Origin of the sequence: Paenibacillus taichungensis (assembly GCF_013359905.1) — a bacterium.
GTDB classification, from domain to species: domain Bacteria; phylum Bacillota; class Bacilli; order Paenibacillales; family Paenibacillaceae; genus Paenibacillus; species Paenibacillus taichungensis.
The window spans coordinates 257996-275583 of sequence record NZ_JABMCC010000112.1 but is presented as its reverse complement, the minus strand read 5'-3'; the positions used below and the strand labels follow the sequence as shown (position 1 = coordinate 275583).

14 protein-coding genes are annotated in these 17588 nt (G+C 44.4%); 11 read left to right on the top strand and 3 right to left on the bottom strand.

Annotated features, from left to right (window positions below; translation table 11 throughout):
- Nucleotides 1-3: 3 nt before the first annotated feature.
- The 6 genes from lpdA (at nt 4) to HP548_RS17265 (ending at nt 8627) form a co-directional block, all read left to right on the top strand.
- A complete protein-coding gene (lpdA, locus tag HP548_RS17290; protein WP_175382357.1) occupies nt 4-1419 on the top strand; it encodes a dihydrolipoyl dehydrogenase in 1416 nt (471 codons plus the stop codon).
- A 511-nt stretch (nt 1420-1930) separates the two neighbouring features.
- On the top strand, nt 1931-2725 hold the full coding sequence (gene thyA / locus HP548_RS17285; protein WP_175382356.1) for a thymidylate synthase: 795 nt from the start codon (nt 1931-1933) through the stop codon (nt 2723-2725).
- Nucleotides 2726-2779: 54 nt separating this feature from the next.
- On the top strand, nt 2780-3268 hold the full coding sequence (locus HP548_RS17280; protein WP_175382355.1) for a dihydrofolate reductase: 489 nt from the start codon (nt 2780-2782) through the stop codon (nt 3266-3268).
- A gap of 625 nt (nt 3269-3893) precedes the next feature.
- A complete protein-coding gene (locus HP548_RS17275; RefSeq protein ID WP_024633996.1) occupies nt 3894-5381 on the top strand; it encodes a glutamate synthase subunit beta in 1488 nt (495 codons plus the stop codon).
- Nucleotides 5382-5685: 304 nt separating this feature from the next.
- Nucleotides 5686-6153, top strand: a complete 468-nt coding sequence (gene fur, locus HP548_RS17270) for a ferric iron uptake transcriptional regulator (protein WP_024633997.1) — start codon at nt 5686-5688, stop codon at nt 6151-6153.
- A gap of 125 nt (nt 6154-6278) precedes the next feature.
- Nucleotides 6279-8627 (top strand): type IA DNA topoisomerase, encoded by a 2349-nt coding sequence (locus HP548_RS17265; protein ID WP_076289130.1) that lies wholly within the window; start codon nt 6279-6281, stop codon nt 8625-8627.
- An 87-nt stretch (nt 8628-8714) separates the two neighbouring features.
- Here the strand turns inward: HP548_RS17265 and HP548_RS17260 are convergent, their stop codons facing one another.
- Entirely contained in the window at nt 8715-9479 is a 765-nt protein-coding gene (locus tag HP548_RS17260; RefSeq protein WP_076289131.1) for an HAD family hydrolase, read from the bottom strand.
- Between the two features lie 43 nt (nt 9480-9522).
- Nucleotides 9523-10443 carry an ArsR/SmtB family transcription factor gene (locus HP548_RS17255; protein WP_090899820.1) on the bottom strand — a complete coding sequence of 307 codons (921 nt, stop codon included), beginning with the start codon at nt 10441-10443 and terminating at the stop codon, nt 9523-9525.
- Between the two features lie 201 nt (nt 10444-10644).
- On the opposite strand from HP548_RS17255, the gene HP548_RS17250 reads away from it, so the two are divergent.
- The 5 genes from HP548_RS17250 (at nt 10645) to HP548_RS17230 (ending at nt 16182) form a co-directional block, all read left to right on the top strand.
- The gene (locus tag HP548_RS17250; protein ID WP_111619562.1) at nt 10645-11844 is read left to right on the top strand and encodes an MFS transporter; all 1200 of its coding nucleotides are present in this window, start codon (nt 10645-10647) and stop codon (nt 11842-11844) included.
- An 83-nt stretch (nt 11845-11927) separates the two neighbouring features.
- Complete coding sequence (locus HP548_RS17245) at nt 11928-12653, top strand: phosphonate ABC transporter ATP-binding protein (protein ID WP_076289134.1); 726 nt, start codon at nt 11928-11930, stop codon at nt 12651-12653.
- A gap of 127 nt (nt 12654-12780) precedes the next feature.
- The gene (locus tag HP548_RS17240) at nt 12781-13995 is read left to right on the top strand and encodes a hypothetical protein (protein WP_125477273.1); all 1215 of its coding nucleotides are present in this window, start codon (nt 12781-12783) and stop codon (nt 13993-13995) included.
- Nucleotides 13988-14686: a response regulator transcription factor gene (locus HP548_RS17235; RefSeq protein WP_063562821.1), complete on the top strand. Its 699-nt coding sequence runs from the start codon at nt 13988-13990 to the stop codon at nt 14684-14686. The genes HP548_RS17240 and HP548_RS17235 overlap by 8 nt, the downstream gene beginning before the upstream one ends.
- Nucleotides 14683-16182, top strand: a complete 1500-nt coding sequence (locus tag HP548_RS17230) for a sensor histidine kinase (RefSeq protein ID WP_099856271.1) — start codon at nt 14683-14685, stop codon at nt 16180-16182. Before HP548_RS17235 ends, HP548_RS17230 begins: the two co-directional genes overlap by 4 nt.
- A 65-nt stretch (nt 16183-16247) precedes the next feature.
- Here HP548_RS17230 and HP548_RS17225 read toward each other — a convergent pair whose 3' ends face one another.
- A complete protein-coding gene (locus tag HP548_RS17225) occupies nt 16248-17474 on the bottom strand; it encodes a glucose-1-phosphate adenylyltransferase (protein WP_076289137.1) in 1227 nt (408 codons plus the stop codon).
- Nucleotides 17475-17588 lie beyond the last annotated feature (114 nt).

The following is a 17588-nucleotide window of genomic DNA, read 5'->3' as shown; positions in this document are numbered from 1 at the left end:
GATATGGTAGTAGGCGACGCTTCTCTCAATATCGACACATTAGTAATTGGTGCGGGTCCTGGTGGCTATGTAGCTGCCATCCGTGCTGCTCAACTGGGCCAAAGCGTATTGATCGTAGACAAATCCGAACTGGGCGGCGTTTGTTTGAACCGCGGATGTATTCCATCCAAAGCCCTGATCTCGGCTGCACACCAATATGAGTCTGCATTGCATGGCGAAGCTTTTGGTATCTCTGCTGAGAACGTAAAAGTGGACTTCAGCAAAACTCAAGAATTCAAAAACGGCGTTGTTAAGAAAATGACTGGCGGCGTAGCTGGTTTGCTCAAAGGCAACAAAGTTGAAGTTTTCAACGGTGAGTGCATGTTCATCAACGAAAACGAAGCTCGTGTATTCAACGATCATGAGTCTCCACGTTACAAATTTAAAAATGCAATCATTGCAACAGGTTCCCGTCCAATCGAGTTGAAACCTTTCCCGTTTGGCGGACGCATTCTGTCTTCTACAGAAGCTCTGAACTTGCCTGAAGTTCCAAAAAGCATGATCGTTATCGGTGGCGGTTATATCGGTGCTGAGCTTGGCCAAATGTACTCTAAATTCGGTGCTAAAGTAACAATCATCGAAGGTTTGGATACTGTACTGCCAGGTTTCGATAAAGACATGACTAGCCTCGTAGCTAAAAACATGAAGAAAACAGGCATCGAAATCGTAACGGGTGCAAAAGCTGAAAGTGCTGAGCAAACGGATAAAGATGTAACTGTTAAATATTCCGTAAATGGTGAATCCAAAGAAGTAACTGCAGATTACCTGCTGGTTACTGTAGGACGTCGTCCAAATACAGACGGAGAGCTTGGTCTGGAACTGATTGGCGTAGACGTTGACGAGCGTGGATTCGTTAAAGTTGATCACCAAGGCCGTACTAGCATTCCTCACATCTTTGCAATCGGTGATATCGTATCCGGTCTGGCACTTGCCCACAAAGCTTCTTATGAAGGTAAAGTGGCTGCTGAAGCGATCGCAGGACAACCATCTGTAGTTGACTACAAATGTATGCCTGCAGTTGTGTTCACAGATCCTGAGTGCTCCAGCGTAGGTTACACTGAGAAAGAAGCTAAAGAAAAAGGCTACAAAGTAAAAGCTGGCAAATTCCCATATGCGGGTAATGGCCGTGCTGTATCTTTGAACCACGCTGAAGGCTTCGTGAAAATCGTTGCTGACGAAGAAAGCGGCCTCGTGTTGGGTTGCCAAATCGTAGGTCTGGAAGCTTCCAACCTGATTGCTGAGCTTGGTCTCGCAATTGAAATGGGTGCTACTCTGGAAGATTTGGCGCTGACTATTCACGCTCACCCTACTTTGGGCGAAATCGTGATGGAAGCTGCGGAACTGGTTATGGGTCACCCGATCCACATCATTTCCCGCTAATATCGTCTAAGCTTCGGATTCGTCCGGAATTATACGTAAATCAGAAGAGACGAATGACGTTAACGCGTTGTTCGTCTCTTTTTTCTGAGCAAAAGCCGAGAAATTCAAGATACGAGTGTATATGATATGATGAAAAAGTTACACACTCAAAAGTTTTAGTGAATTGATTTTATCCAACAACTCAATTGTGGTACACTGTAGTAATGATCAGTTATGATGTGGCTCCAAGCCAATCACGGTCTATATATTTAGTATTTAAGTAAGTTAAACTAACCTTTTACACGAGAACGTAGAGGACAGAAAAAATCTGTAGAAGCGGAGCTAAAAGCTTTCTGAAGGAAAGCTGCATCGGAAGCATCCGCTTCGCCTTTATCCCCAGAATTTATACTTTTGAAAAAGGAAATCAAAAAAAACTGGGGATAACAGCGATCGGAAGGTTGTTCTGTCATCGGAGTGGTAAGTGTAAATATTCTTTAGTTTAGTATGAATAAAAGTGCGAGGGGAATATAATTTGAAAAACTATCTCGATTTATTACAGGATATTCTGGATACAGGCGTGCATAAGGGAGATCGCACTGGTACTGGAACACAATCGGTATTTGGCAGACAACTTCGATATGACCTATCCGAAGGGTTTCCGCTGGTAACCACCAAACGAATCCATCTTAAATCAGTCATTCATGAGTTGTTGTGGTTTTTGAGCGGGGATACGAATATATCCTATCTCAAGGAAAACGGCGTGAAGATCTGGGACGATTGGGCAGATGAGAATGGCGACCTAGGTCCGGTGTATGGATCACAATGGCGTACCTGGGAAGCACCTAACGGAGAGAAGATCGATCAGATTGCAGCCGTTATTGATTCGATCAAAAATAATCCGGATTCGCGGCGTCATCTCGTTAGTGCCTGGAATGTGGCGGAGATTAACAACATGAAATTGCCTCCTTGTCATTTCGCGTTTCAGTTCTACGTGGCTGAGGGTAAACTATCGTGTATGCTTACCATGCGTTCTGTAGATACGTTCCTCGGGCTGCCATTTAACATTGCCAGCTATGCGCTACTGACACATATGATTGCCCAGCAGTGTGATCTTGAAGTAGGGGAGTTTATTTGGTCCGGTGGGGATGTACACATCTACTCAAACCATGTGGAACAAGTAAAAACTCAATTGGAGCGTGAGCCATTCGCGCTGCCTAAGTTGGTTATCAAGCGCAAGCCGAATTCCATTTTTGATTATACGATTGATGATTTTGAGTTTGAGAACTATCAGCATCATCCGGGAATTAAAGCCCCGATTGCTGTATAAGAACGTGATTTTCAACAACCTCTAAACAGATGCGGATTGAAGGAGTGTGTAATCTTGAGCATTGAACTTGTATGGGCGATGGGCGAGAATGGCGTCATTGGATTGAATAATTCCATTCCGTGGCGTTTGCCTAAAGATATGGCCTTTTTCAAGCAACGTACGTTAAACAAAACGATTATTATGGGACGCAATACATGGGAGTCCTTTGGAGGCAAGCCGCTTCCGCAACGTCGGAATATTGTTGTAACCAGAGATCTTAACTATCAAGCGAATCAGGCTGAAGTGGTGCATACGATTGAAGAGGGTCTGGAAGTTACAAAAGGCGAAGAGCTTTGCGTCATTGGCGGTTCTCAGGTCTATCGTGAGTTTTTGCCGCTCGCAGATCGTCTGGTGGTAACCAAAATCCATGAGAATTTTGAAGGGGATACCTTTTTCCCGGAGATGGATTGGTCGGAGTGGGAGCTAACAGAACAGATCGAAGGCGAGCAAGATGAAAAAAATGTTTATGCGTATACGTTTGAGTTCTACGAACGAAAACGGTAAGAGGGACATAAGATGAAGTAAAAGAGCCCAAAATTACGCTATAAATGAAATATAAGGGCGCTGATTTACGAAATATTCGTGAACAGCGTCTTTTCTTTTAAAAATAAAATGAAATAAATACGAAATCACATAAAGATGACATAAATATAACGTTTGATTAACGAAGAAAATGATTGTAATACATAGCCTCTAAAATCTCTTTAGTAAAAAAGTATAAAAATTGTAGGATTTCACCGTTGTAAAGCCCTAAAATTAGTTATTGTTCGGATTTGGTAGCCTAAGACAATAAAAAATGTTGTTTTTAATGATAAATTACCTTACATTTAAATAACGTTGCTGTCGTTTTTTCATTAATTAAACGCCTGCTTTCGTATAGTCAGACCTCAGAAATAACCATTTTAAGGGTATTGACCATGGGTAGACTTGGACGATATGATGTATAAAATACAAATAATTATTCGGATAATCCATTTAATATTCAGCATGCAAAATGCTACTATAATTGAAATATCTTCGAGAAGATTTTGTGATACAATATACAAAAACTCAAACATGAGTAATCCATTTCATATAGAACCATGCAGATGAAGGGATTAAGACAAGAACGGATGGGGGAAAACGTAAGATGTCTACACCTACTGGATTTATGGAATACAAACGGCAGCTGCCTGCGGACCGCCAACCAGCGGAGCGGGTTAAGGATTGGGAAGAGTTTCATAAACATATGGCTGAAGAAGAGCTCAGAACACAAGGTGCACGATGCATGGATTGTGGTACCCCGTATTGCCATACAGGTATAGATATGACTGGCGGAACATCGGGCTGTCCTGTGCATAACCTGATTCCAGAATGGAATAATCTGGTGTATCGTGGTTTGTGGAGAGAAGCACTTGATCGTCTGCACAAAACGAATAATTTCCCTGAGTTTACAGGTCGTGTCTGTCCTGCTCCTTGTGAAGGATCATGTACAGTGGGACTTATCGGTGAACCTGTAACCATCAAAACGATTGAAGAAGCGATTATTGAAAAGGGTTTTGAAGAAGGATGGGTGGTTCCCCAGCCTCCAGAGAAACGTACGGGTAAACGTGTAGCAGTTGTAGGTTCAGGTCCTGCAGGCTTGGCTACGGCAGCTCAGTTGAACAAAGCAGGTCACTCGGTGACGGTATACGAGCGCTCCGACCGTGTCGGCGGACTTCTGATGTATGGTATTCCTACGATGAAACTGGACAAAAACGTCGTTCAACGTCGTGTTGATTTGTTGGAAGCAGAAGGCATTCAATTTGTAACTAACACGGAGATCGGTAAAGATATTGCTGCGCAGCAACTGGTGGATGATTATGATGCGGTTGTTTTGTGCGGCGGTGCAACCAAACCACGTGAGTTCAACATTGAAGGCAGTGACTTGAAAGGCGTACATTACGCCATGGATTTCCTGAATGGCAGCATCAAAAGTTACTTGGACTCCAATCTGGAGGATGGTAATTACCTGTCAGCACAGGACAAGGATGTTATCGTCATCGGTGGCGGGGATACAGGTTCCGACTGTGTAGCTACATCACTTCGTCATGGTTGTCGGAGCATTACACAATTTGGTACACATACTCAGGCTCCTATGGAAAGGGATCGTATTAATAACCCTTGGCCGCAATTCCCGAACGTATATACTCTTGATTATGCACAGGAAGAAGCGAAAGCATTGTTCGGTGACGATCCACGTGAATTCTCCATCATGACGACCAAATTTGTGGGTGATGATGAGGGGAATCTCAAAGAACTTCACACCGTTCAAATCGAGCGTATTGTAGATGAGACGGGACGTAAGATCTATCAGCCGATTCCGGGTACAGAGCGTGTCTTCCCAGCTCAAATGGCCATGATTGCTATCGGTTTTGACGGACCGGAGCAGACTTTGGTGGAACAACTGGGACTTGCAACAGACCGTCGTACCAATGTTAAGGCGCGTTACGGTAAATACAATACCAATGTGGATAAAGTATTTGCAGCAGGTGACATGCGTCGTGGTCAAAGTCTGGTTGTATGGGCAATTAATGAAGGCCGTGAAGCTGCCCGTGAAGTGGACAAATACTTGATGGGTGCTACAGTTCTCGTATAACGAGTTAATGAGCCGCATATGGATATGGATTTGCAATTTTTAAATAAAATATATAATTGATTCAACAAAACTCTCGCAATTAGCGGGAGTTTTTTGTTGTTTTTATGATTACATGAGTCCTTCAGCTACAATTATTTTAGACAACTGTGAGGTATAGCATTGCTTTTTATCTCATAAAGATTTATTATTACATTATAATGATTATAAATAAGAAGCATAATGACACTTACTTGAAAACTACACAAATTGTGAAATTATAATATCCGGAGGTGCAATCTTTATGGCAAGTAACCGGGACAAATCCATTTCAGAACAGATTGATGACATTAAAAAACAGTTGGTTGCAAAAGGTTATAAGCTGACACAACAAAGAGAAGTTACGGTACGTGTGTTACTTGAACATGAGAAGGATCATTTTAGCGCAGAGGAAGTATTTCTGCTGGTCAAGGAACAATTCCCGGAGATTGGCTTGGCTACCGTATATCGTACGCTTGAACTGCTTAGTGACCTGCAGGTCGTAGAAAAGATTAACTTTGGGGACGGTGCTGCGCGCTTCGACCTGCGAAGTACGGATGGTTCACATCACCACCATCATTTGATTTGCACAGAGTGTGGCACTGTAGAAGAGATTATGGAGGATGGTTTGCTTCGTCTTGAACAACAAATCGAGCGTCAATACGGCTTTGCCGTTACAGACCATCGGCTTGATTTTCAGGGCGTATGCAAAGAGTGTAGAGCGAAGCAGGCTTTGAATGAACAGGCAGCAGGGTAAATCTAATGGGGAGGATGCTCCCGCAACCAAAATCTGATATAATAAGTTTCAGAAGCAAGGGGCTTCCGTGGGCGGAAGGCCCCTTTTTGCCGTCATCTGGACGGTGAAGGAGGAGAGATGGACGGATGAAGACACTGGTTATTGCGGAAAAGCCCGACATGGGCCGAACCATTGCCGCCGTCATAGAACCAAGAGCCAAGAACAATCGCAATTATTTGGAAGGTGAGCATTACATTATCACCTGGGCGATTGGTCATCTATTGGGACTTGCTGAACCGGATGCCTATGATTCAAAGTACAAGCGCTGGAATATCGGCGACCTGCCGATCATTCCGGATCAGTTTAAGATTGTACCCAACCCCAGAACGAAAGATCAACTGAAAATGATCGGAGAACTTGCGAAAAGGGCATCGGCCATCGTTAATGCTTGTGATGCAGGGCGAGAGGGACAGTATATTTTTGCCTTAATTCAACAACAGTTGAAGCTGCGTCAGCCTGTCAAACGTCTGTGGATATCGGACCTGACCGCTGAGAGTATTAAACGTGGTTTTGACGGTTTGAAAGATGCCTCGGAATTTGAGAATTTGACCCATGCTGCCAGAGCGCGTAGTGAAGCGGATTGGCTGATTGGCATGAATGCGTCCCGGGCTTTCACTACAAGACATAATGCCTTGCTCTCTGTAGGTAGGGTGCAGACTCCGGTACTGGCCTTGATCTATGATCGGGAAATCGAGATTGAAGCGTTCCAGTCCCAGACTTTTTATGAAGTAGCCGCATGGTTTCGTCAAGAAGGAGTGGAGTACAGGGGATTACGTCAAGGGGACAAGCTGACCGACCCCGCCATTGCTGAATCAATTGCGACCAGTGTGAAGGGGAAGACAGGACAGATTACCAAGTACGAAGCAAAACAGACCAAGGAGTATCCATATCGGTTGTATGATCTGACCCTTTTGCAGCGTGAAGCAAATGCGAAGTATGGATATGGAGCGAAGAAAACGTTGGATATTGCTCAAGCGCTTTACGAGAAACATAAAGTGATCTCTTATCCACGGACCAATTCAAACTATGTTACGGAACAGAATATTGAAGGTATGCACAAAACGCTGAATCTGCTTAAAAATGGACCCTATAGTGAACTGGCGCAAGGAGCGAAACCTGAACTTGTTCATAAAGGTAACAAGGGTGTATGTAACCCGTCCAGAGTTGAGGATCACCATGCGATTCTGCCTACATTGAAACGACCGGGTACGTTATCCAAGGATGAACAGAATATCTATGATCTGATCGTAAGGCGTTTCTTATCTCATTTCTATCCGCCAGCAGAGTATAAGCAGCATACCGTGCTCACTGACGTTGAGAAACACCAGTTCAAGACATCTGTGAAAGAACTGCTGTCACTGGGGTGGAAGGTGGTATTGGGGTCTTCAGATCAGGAGCAGACAGGCAAGAAAAAGACAAAGAAAAACAGCAACGAAGAAGAGGAAGCAGAGGAATGGACAGACAAGGCATTTGCTGTTCAACCTGAATTGCCTGTTCAATGTACCAAGAGTGAATTCAAGGAGAAGGCGACACAGCCTCCCAAGAGTTATACTGAGGGAACGTTGCTAAAAGCAATGGAGAGTGCAGGGAAACAGATCGAGAATGAAGAGTTACGTGATGCAATGAAAGACAGTGGACTAGGGACACCTGCGACACGTGCGGCAACGATCGAACGACTCAAAAACGTGGGTTACATTACGATGCAGGGTAAAAAGATGCAACTGACGTTGAAGGGCCGGACAGCCATTGAGTTGATCCGTAAGGCAGGCGTAGATCTGTTAACCTCGCCTGAAATGACGGGCCAATGGGAAAGAAGATTGTACCAAATTTCCAAAGGTGAAGCGGGCCAGGACAAGTTTATGGAGAACGTCAAAAAATTTACGATGTCCATTATTGATAAAGTACGTGTGCAGGCACCGGCACCAGCGGATGCTTTTGGTGAAGATACACGTGGGGGGCGGGGTAAAGGCAAGGGAGCCAAAACCCAGAAAACCAGCACCAGGACAACTTCTGCCAAGACATCAGGTACGGGCTCAAGTACCAGTGCGGGTTCGAAGACTTCACGTCAAACGTCAGGAGCTTCATCCAGAACTGGCAGTGTCGCGAACGCGATAGCACAAACTCGATCTTCGACTTCCAGTCAATCGGGCGTTCGAGAAACGCTGGCATCTTGTCCATCACCGGGTTGCACCGGTCAGATCATTGAAGGCAAGAAAGGCTATGGCTGTACACGTTTCAAAGAAGGCTGCGGGTTTGTCATATGGAAAGAGTACGTCGGTAAGAAAATCACCAGTACGATGTTAAAAGCGTTGATTGAAAAGGGAAGTACTCAAGTATTAGCTTTTAAACGAAAAGACGGAAGTACGGTGAAGGCTCGTATTATTTTGCAAGATAAGATAACCGGCAAGCTATCTGCGGAAAAGCAGGATGCATAGGTTAATTGGATGTTAAGGCTGTAAGAAGAATGTGATGCCTGATGGGCCAGCGTCAAATTCAATTACAATAAAATAAGAAAAGGACCCTTATCCAAGGGTCCTTTTTTGTTGCTGCTGTTGTATATTTTCATGAATAACCTTCGGTACCTCTTCCAGGGCCGTGATGGTATACATCGATGTCTCGGGATTAGGTTGAAGCTCTACCATGTTGTATTGCCATTCGTTCGGCTGTTTGATATATATGCTATGGATGCCGGCCGTCACTGCTGGCATGATGTCTGTACGCAGTGAGTTTCCAATCATCCACGTTGCACGACGCTCAAAAGGTCCAGTAGAGAGTATACCTTCAAGCGCTTCAATGTTCTTATGTTGCCGAATGTAGATCCGGTCATCAAAATAAGCCGAAAGCTTCATCTGGTCAATCTTCCGCTGCTGAATTACGGTTTCTCCACCTGTGTACAGGTAGAGGGCATGTCCAGCCGATTTAAGATTCTCCAGCGTTTCGACCATATGAGGATAAGGCTCAACCTCTTGGTCATATACACTCATCCCCAATTTGGTGAGGTAAGACTCTTCTTGTTGAGAGGTGGGTTTTGAGAACTTCTGGGAGAAGTAACGGTAGGTATCAATAAGGGATTGTGGAAAATGGTGACTTGCAAATCCCAGTTTGTTGACCCCGGTTACATCAATCTCCAGCTGTTTCTCCCTAATTTGTTGAACTGTTAGTGCATGTCCGTCAAACCACTCTTGCATGTTCTCGAAGAATTCACCAAGCACCAGGTTGAAATATTTATTGCAGTACACGAGTGTATCATCTAGATCGAACAAAATATGTTGTTTTATTATTTTCATATCCAATTCACTCCTTGCAGCCAGCAGCACAGTTGTTCATATTTTATATGCGTATATAAGATTCCAGGAACATATTCAATTCAGATACGCCATCTGGTCGAATACTGTATTTCTCTTTACGATTACTGCCGAGCAGATGGGTTCGTAGTAGTCCGGCGATGCGTAATGCCATAACCTGATCTTTAACCATATCCTCGTCTTTACCCAACTCCTCACACATCTCAGCGAGAGACTTCGGTTCACCTGACACGTAACGGAGCAGACGGAGTCTTTCCGGATCAGCCAGGGCATGTGTGAAACGAAGCAGACAGGTTGGTGGTTGGTCTTCATCCTCTTCGGGTGCGTCTACAGGATACTGCATGATCATCATGCCCTCATAGAAGCAGTACATATTAATAGGACGGTTGTGGACGGTTGGAAACAGGATAACTTCATCCAGTCCAGGCATCGGTTCAACCAGAACACCCGCAGTAGCGTATTCAATAAGGAGTTCAGGCCCCATTTTATCAAGCAGTACGCGTTTCTCTTCAGCGTCTTCCTCAAGCCAGGTACGATAATCCTCACTCATATTCTGGCAGTAATGCTGATCCCAGAGTCGTAAAAGTGGCACATAGCTATCCCGAATACGTGTAGATTCTTCTATGGTAAGATGGGGAAGAAGAACAGATACGCGTGCGAACAGCTCTTCGGCTGTTAGTCCAGCAAGCATATCCAGAAAATCAATATTCTCATTAGAAGTGTTCCGATAGGCCGCCCATGCAAATAATACATCAAAGTCATCAAAAGGCCAGGTGGCAGCAGGTGCGAGCGCTGCACGAACGTTGGAACTTAGTTTGCCTTCCACCTCAATGATCCATTCGGGGCCAACATCCAGATGTTGAATCCACTTCTTCGTTACATAGACCAAAAAGCTGTTGAGCATTTCATATATCGGTGAAACATCGATTTTAACATGATAAGCCATATGATGCAGAATCCTCCCGTCACATCTAAATGTACGCAGCGACTTAAGTACTATTATGGCTTGTTTTGCAGGGCGTTGTCCACTATAATGTTCAAGTCCAGGGCAAAACCCCTGGCTTAACCATGCATGATCAATAGAATAGATATAACATCTGAAAGGTCGTCAGTGATGGCGATTTTTCTTTGTATGCTTGCAGGAGGAATGATTTTTGTGTCATCTATAACCACCCCAAAATTATCACATTCTACATCAAACTATCTCATTCTGATTACCGTTATTGTTGTGGCGGGGATCAGTCAGGGCCTTTTATTACCGGTGCTCTCGATTTTTTTGGAGCAAAAGGGAGTCTCACCGGGTTTAAACGGTTTGAATGCAGCCGCACTGTACGTTGGCTCTTTTGCCATGACCTTGGTGGCGGAACGGTTGCTGGGAGCTATTGGTTTCAAAAAGCTGATTATCGGCGGACTGTTATTTGTCATGATTCCCCTCATTCTGTTTCCTTATTTTCCGGATATCAAAATTTGGTTCATATTGCGTCTCGTCGTCGGAATCGGGGATAGTGCACTCCATTATTCTGCCCAATTATGGGTGCTACTGGTGACCGCACCCGAAAAACGCGGACGTTACATCTCTTTATACGGCATGTCTTATGGTTTAGGATTCAGTATTGGCCCATTGGGAATCAAACTACTTGGTTTTGGAGATGCCGTTCCATTCTGGGTATTATTCGTATGTATGGCTGCTGTACTTATCCTTGTATTAATGAAGCTTCCCGATACGAAGCCGGAAAAGGCCGAACATGGACAACTGCCTGAACGCCGTTTCCGACGAAGTCTGGCCTGGGCATGGTATGCGCTGTTGCCGGCGTTATTGTACGGGTACATGGAAGCCGGGATGAACAGCAATTTTCCGGTATACGGCCTGCGTATTGGTTTGGATGCCAATCAGATATCGTCATTACTTCCTTTTGTCGGAATAGGTGGTCTATTCCTGCAATTACCTTTAGGCATGTTGAGTGACCGTTATGGACGTAAGCAAACATTAATGTTTGCAGGTATTACAGGAGGTATCATCTTCATGCTGGTTCCTGTTGCGGGCACACATTTCTGGTGGACACTTGTGCTGTTGACCATAGCAGGAGGTCTGGTAGGTTCATTTTTCTCGCTTGGCCTGGCCTATGCCGCAGATATTTTGCCAAAAGCGCTGCTGCCTGCAGCGAACGTGGTGGCCTCATTTCATTTTACAATCGGAAGCATCATTGGACCGAATCTGGGTGGGCAAGTGATCAACTGGATTTCACCAGGAAGCATGTTTATTTTGCTTGGATTCATGTATCTTCTTTTTGGTGCAGCAGGTGTATTATTTCGTCGTAAACCTATGCTTGAATCTGTGGTAAAATAGAAGCTGGTGTTCGCATGGAAATTGATGTCCATTTCCGAGTACACTAGTAGTAGGGAAAAACATGGACAAGAGGAGACATCGCGATGATCAGAGTTGAGGGTTTAAGCAAATCCGTTGGAGCGGACCGGGTTCCGGTTCTGCGGGATATACGATTCGATATGCAACAGGGAGAAATGATTGGAGTAGTGGGTTCAAGTGGCAGTGGGAAAAGCATGCTGCTTAAATGCCTTGCTATGATGGAAAAATGGGATAGTGGTCAATTTACGGTGGACGGCGCCGAGATTATAAAAGAAGGTTGGTCCGGAAAACGGAAAATTAAACGGGAATGGGCATACTTGGAACAGAATCCGCAATTGTATCCTAGACGTACAGCTTTGAAAAATGTATTGATCGGTCGGTCCGGTCAAACTCCTTTGTGGAGAATGGTAACAGGTATGGTTCGTTCCGATGATTATATGGGTGCGATGGATTATCTGGAAGGGCTCGGATTGCTGGATAAAGCCCACCAGACGGCAGAGAAGCTCAGTGGTGGCGAGAAGCAGCGTGTCGCGATTGCCAGAGCGCTTGCGCATGGCGCCAAAGTTGTTTTGGCAGATGAGCCTGTCATCGGACTTGATCCTCATACAGCAGATACGGTGCTGGAAACGCTGCGCAAATTGTGCGAAGAGGAACGGGCTACCGTGATTGCGGTATTGCCGATTGAAATGGCAGAGAAACATGCGACCCGCATCTGGGGTCTTGCGGAAGGCAAGATTGCTTTTGATATACGTGGACGTCGGTTGACACAGCAAGAAAAAAATATGATTTAAACTATTGAAAAGAGTGATGAATTTGCTTAATTCACGGTGGGGGCGCCTGTTAGCGGGGGGAGCAGTAAGTATCTTGCTCGGTTCAGTCCTTAGCGGATGTACTGTTATAAGCGATCCTAAGGGTTTGATGAGAAAACCAATGATGTCTACAGACAAGGAAAAATTATTAAATGTGGTTCAGCGGGAACAGCCACCCGAAAGCAAATTGATTCGCCCCAAAGACATGAATAATACCAGTATGATTCGTGTTGAAGACCTGAACGGAGATGGTACTCGGGAAGCCATCGTTTTCTATGAGACTCCGAATGAGAACGTGCGAATTCATGGCATGTTATTGGAGGAGCAGGGGGATTCATGGGTTAAGAAGTTGACATTTGATGTTCCGGGAAATGAACTGCAATCATTCAAAGTATTGGACATTACCAATGATGGGAATCCGGATATTATCCTGGGCGTGAGTTTACAAGAACAGAAAGCGTTAACTGCTTATTCTTATAAAGCCGGAGCACTTGAACAAGTGTTGGGAGGTGTTCCTTATAATCAATATATTATAGATGATGTTCAAGGGAACACCCTCGATCTAAACGGGGACAAGAAAAATGATTTCGCAATCGTATCCCTGAATAATAGCGGATTTGCATCTATTGCGTTATATCAGTACGACGACGGAAGTTTCAAGGAAGTTGATAGAATGCAGACGGACTACACTGTGAAAGAAATATATAATGCTCTCGGTGGTCAGATTGCCAAAGATAAAGTGGGTATTGTACTGGATTCAGAGTTGGATGACCGAAGTACATTTTCACAGATCATATACGTAAAAGATAATAAGTTAGTGAATGCTTTTAAATCGCCTGATCAAACCTACAGAGATGACAAAATTTTAAGCGGTGATGTCGACAATGATGGTATTATTGAGTTTGGCTTGAAGGAAACACCTAAAGGCTGGGAGCATTACGTATTTGATTCCCGGATGTGGTTCTATACTTTCTATCAATGGGATGGCAAGGATGATAAGAAATTTGTCTCATTCCAATATCGGGATGATGCTGACTTATTCCATTTGAATCTGAAGCCGGAGTGGTATGGAAAGATTACCATCGATACCAAATCGGAAAAGGAAAAATACATCCGTTTTAAAATGATTGATACCGATGAAACCGTAGGTGAAATAAAGTATTTCACGCTTTCTCAGTGGGAACAGGAAAAAGGCAAAAGTTGGAAAGAAATTACCCGGACGAATGATCGGGTCATTGCTTCCCGCGGTGCACAACTGGATGCCGATGGTGGATTGCTTGACAATATACCGCAACTGAATAGAAAGGAAGAACTTAATGAGTAAAGTACTTATTCTAGAGGATGAAGAATCCATCCGCAGTTTTATTGTTATTAATTTGAAGAGAAACGGGTTCGAAGTACTCGAAGCGGGAGATGGACACGAGGCGCTTCGCATTTTGCAATCCGTACCAGATATCGACTTGGCTTTGCTGGATGTTATGGTTCCTGGAATTGACGGATTTGAAGTGTGTCGTCGTATTCGTGAAACGAATGAACGTCTGGGTATTATTTTCCTTACAGCCAAAGTACAGGAGCAGGACAAGGTTTATGCGCTCTCCGTTGGCGCGGACGATCACGTAAGTAAGCCGTTCAGTCCAACAGAGCTCATTGCACGCATTCAGTCTTTGCTACGCCGGGTGAACGTTCACCGGGAGACAGCTGCCAAGGTTACATTCCAATCTGGTCCATTTTCTTTGGATCTGATTTCAAAGCAATTCAAGAAGCAAAATGAATTAATTGAGTTAACACCAACTGAATTTTCTTTGATTCAATTTTTCCTGGAAAAAGAAAATACACCGCTTAGTCGAGATGTGCTGCTGGATCATGTATGGGGCAAAGAGTATATGGGTGATCCCAAAATCGTGGACGTAAACATTCGCCGCTTGCGCCAGAAAATTGAGAACAATCCTTCCGAACCTGAATACCTGCAGACTGTATGGGGTCACGGTTACAAATGGAAGGGCCGGGATCAATGATCAAAAAAGGCATCACACGGCAGATTGTACTACATTACTTCATTGTAGTTTTTCTGGCTCTGCTGTTGGTGGAATTCGTATTTATGCTGGCGGTGCAACGATATTATTATGAGAGCATCTACAATACAATCAGTACCCATATCTCCAATTCGAAGGATTTTTTTGAGCCTCTAGCTCGTGAGAGTAATTCGGAAGATGGAAATAATCTGTCCAGATTACTTGTTAATTTGGAATTATCTAATACAGAACTTGAGATTCTGGATCTGAACGGTCATGTGTTAGCGAGTTCGACTGCATTTGAGTCTGACCGGGCCGTGCTGCAAACGAGTGATATCCAACAGGCGTTGAATGGCAGTATGGGACGTTGGGTAGGCAGACAACCAGGTACAGGAGAGCAGGTCATGGCCGTTTCCCACAAGTTTGATCTAGGCGGCGAAAATACGTATGTTATTCGATACCTAACATCGCTCGAAAATGTGAATTCCAAGTTATTGTTCATGGGGATGCTTGCGATTGCAGTAGGTGTTGGCGTACTGGCAATCGTCTTGATCATCAGTATAGGTATGGCCAATTCCATAGTACGACCGATTAACAACATTACGGCGGTGTCCGCTCAAATGGCCCGAGGACGTCTGGATGTCAGAGTTAAGGGAAACTACAAACATGAATTAGGCGAACTGGCATCTACTTTGAATTTTATGGCACATGAAATTGTACGCAGCAATCAGATCAAAGACGATTTTATTTCTTCCATTTCTCATGAATTGCGAACGCCCCTGACCAGTATCAAAGGGTGGAGTGAGACGCTGGACTCCGGTGGATACGATCCGGATGAAACGAGAATTGGAATGAGTATTATCTCTAAAGAAACGGAGCGTCTGATCGGACTTGTAGAAGAGATGCTCGATTTCTCCAAATTGCAGCAAAATCAGATGAAGTTGGTGAAAGGAACCGTCAGCATTCGTGAGATTGTTCAGGAAACCATGTTGAATGTTTGGGCAAAAGCTGAGCAAAAACAGATACATCTCAAGTTAGAAAGTGATGAAAATCGTGCTTTCAATGTTTTTGGGGATGGTAACAGATTAAAACAAGTTTTCCTGAACATTGTAGACAATGCGATCAAATTCTCGCATGAGAATTCCTGGATCTTTTTATCGGTCAAAGAAGAAGACGGGCAGATTATAGCTGCTGTTCAGGATACGGGTATTGGTATCAGTGAAGAGCATTTAATCAAGGTGCGTGATCGCTTCTTCCAGGTCGATCACCAGAACGGTGGAACAGGGCTTGGACTTGCTATTACGCAGGAATTAGTAGAACTGCATGAGGGAACAATTATCATGCAAAGTGAACTCGGGACGGGAACAACGGTGACGGTGACGTTACCAGCTTTACCGGAGGAAGAGACGGTGGAGGAAACCATAATGCAGACTGATGAAGCCGAAGAAAGTGTCGATGCGAAGTTAACTCAAGCAGAATCTGATCCGAAAAAAAATTGATTTCTGCATAAATTTGTTTTCGCAACAAAAAGGCGAGCCATATATGGCTCGCCTTTTCTTTATGTTTATGAAGAAAGTTCACCAGCGCGCAGACGCCCGCTTTTTTCGTAAACATCTTTCAGCATGCGTACAGGTTGTGTGCGCACAGCCGGTTTGGCGGAGACAATCTCATTCGGTCCGACAACCACGATTTCATCCGCCGTTCCTTTGACAATGGCACCATCTTTGATAATGGCACCTTCACCAATGATGGCGCGTTCGATGTGAACACCGCGGCCTACCCGTGCATTCGGCATGATCACGCTGTCTTTAACCTCAGAACCTTTACCAACTTCGGCTCCGCAGAAAATAACAGAACGTTCAGCCCGGCCATCAATGGCGCAGGATTCATGGATCATGGAGTGCAGGAGCTCAGCACGTGTCTGACGTGCTTTGTATGCACTTGGTTTAGTTCTCCACTCACGAGTAAACATCGGCCAGTCTTCTTTTTGCAGGCTCCAGTCTTCATCGTTATGAAGCAGATCCATGTGCGCATCCCATAAACTCTTCACGGTACCCACGTCTTTCCAATAACCATTGAAGTTATATACGAAGAGAGGGGTGTTCTCATTCAACATTTGAGGAATCACATCTTTACCGAAGTCATGGCTGGATTCCGGATTAGCGGCATCTTCGAGCAAGTGGCGCTTCAGGTATTCCCATTTGAACATGTAAATGCCCATGGAAGCCAGATTACTTTTCGGTTCGGCCGGTTTCTCGGCAAACTCGGTAACTCTCAGATTCTCATCCGCTGCCATAATGCCGAAGCGATGGGCTTCTTCCCATGGAACTTCCATAACGGAGATCGTCGCTACCGCTTCATTTGCAGTATGAGCTTCCAGCATTTCACGATAATTCATATGATAGATATGGTCACCCGACAAAATTAGAACATTTTCGGGGTTTTGTTGGTCAATATAGTCAATATTTTTATAAATAGCATCCGCGGTTCCCAAGTATTCGTCATTTCCTGTATGATAAGATGGAAGTAAGGAAATTCCTGCCTCACTTGAAGTACCATGTCCCCAAGGTTCTCCTCCACCAATGTGATCATGTAATGAATCAGCTTGATACTGCGTCAGAACACCTACGGTGTCGATGCCTGAGTTTACGCAGTTGCTGAGAGGAAAATCGATAATCCGGTAGTGCCCGCCAAACGGTACAGCGGGTTTTGCGATACTTGAGGTTAAAGGGGCTAATCGCTTCCCTTCTCCTCCCGCCAACAGCATAGCGATGCAATCTTTATTAAACATAATCGTTTCCCTCCCAAGATATTTGTCCAGTGTAGTACATACATAAACGCAATGCGGAGCTATTGAAACGATGTATACTGTAAAAATCCTGAAAAATTACAACATTTTTTTACA

What these genes read in the sequence shown, in the direction of transcription:
- HP548_RS17260 (WP_076289131.1), bottom strand. Translation starts at nt 9,479, where the DNA reads ATGAAAATAATAAAACAACATATTTTGTTCGATCTAGATGATACACTC.
- HP548_RS17240 (WP_125477273.1), top strand. Translation starts at nt 12,781, where the DNA reads ATGAGAAAACCAATGATGTCTACAGACAAGGAAAAATTATTAAATGTG.
- HP548_RS17230 (WP_099856271.1), top strand. Translation starts at nt 14,683, where the DNA reads ATGATCAAAAAAGGCATCACACGGCAGATTGTACTACATTACTTCATT.
- HP548_RS17265 (WP_076289130.1), top strand. Translation starts at nt 6,279, where the DNA reads ATGAAGACACTGGTTATTGCGGAAAAGCCCGACATGGGCCGAACCATT.
- HP548_RS17235 (WP_063562821.1), top strand. Translation starts at nt 13,988, where the DNA reads ATGAGTAAAGTACTTATTCTAGAGGATGAAGAATCCATCCGCAGTTTT.
- HP548_RS17250 (WP_111619562.1), top strand. Translation starts at nt 10,645, where the DNA reads ATGATTTTTGTGTCATCTATAACCACCCCAAAATTATCACATTCTACA.
- HP548_RS17255 (WP_090899820.1), bottom strand. Translation starts at nt 10,443, where the DNA reads ATGGCTTATCATGTTAAAATCGATGTTTCACCGATATATGAAATGCTC.
- lpdA (WP_175382357.1), top strand. Translation starts at nt 4, where the DNA reads ATGGTAGTAGGCGACGCTTCTCTCAATATCGACACATTAGTAATTGGT.
- HP548_RS17245 (WP_076289134.1), top strand. Translation starts at nt 11,928, where the DNA reads ATGATCAGAGTTGAGGGTTTAAGCAAATCCGTTGGAGCGGACCGGGTT.
- HP548_RS17275 (WP_024633996.1), top strand. Translation starts at nt 3,894, where the DNA reads ATGTCTACACCTACTGGATTTATGGAATACAAACGGCAGCTGCCTGCG.
- HP548_RS17225 (WP_076289137.1), bottom strand. Translation starts at nt 17,474, where the DNA reads ATGTTTAATAAAGATTGCATCGCTATGCTGTTGGCGGGAGGAGAAGGG.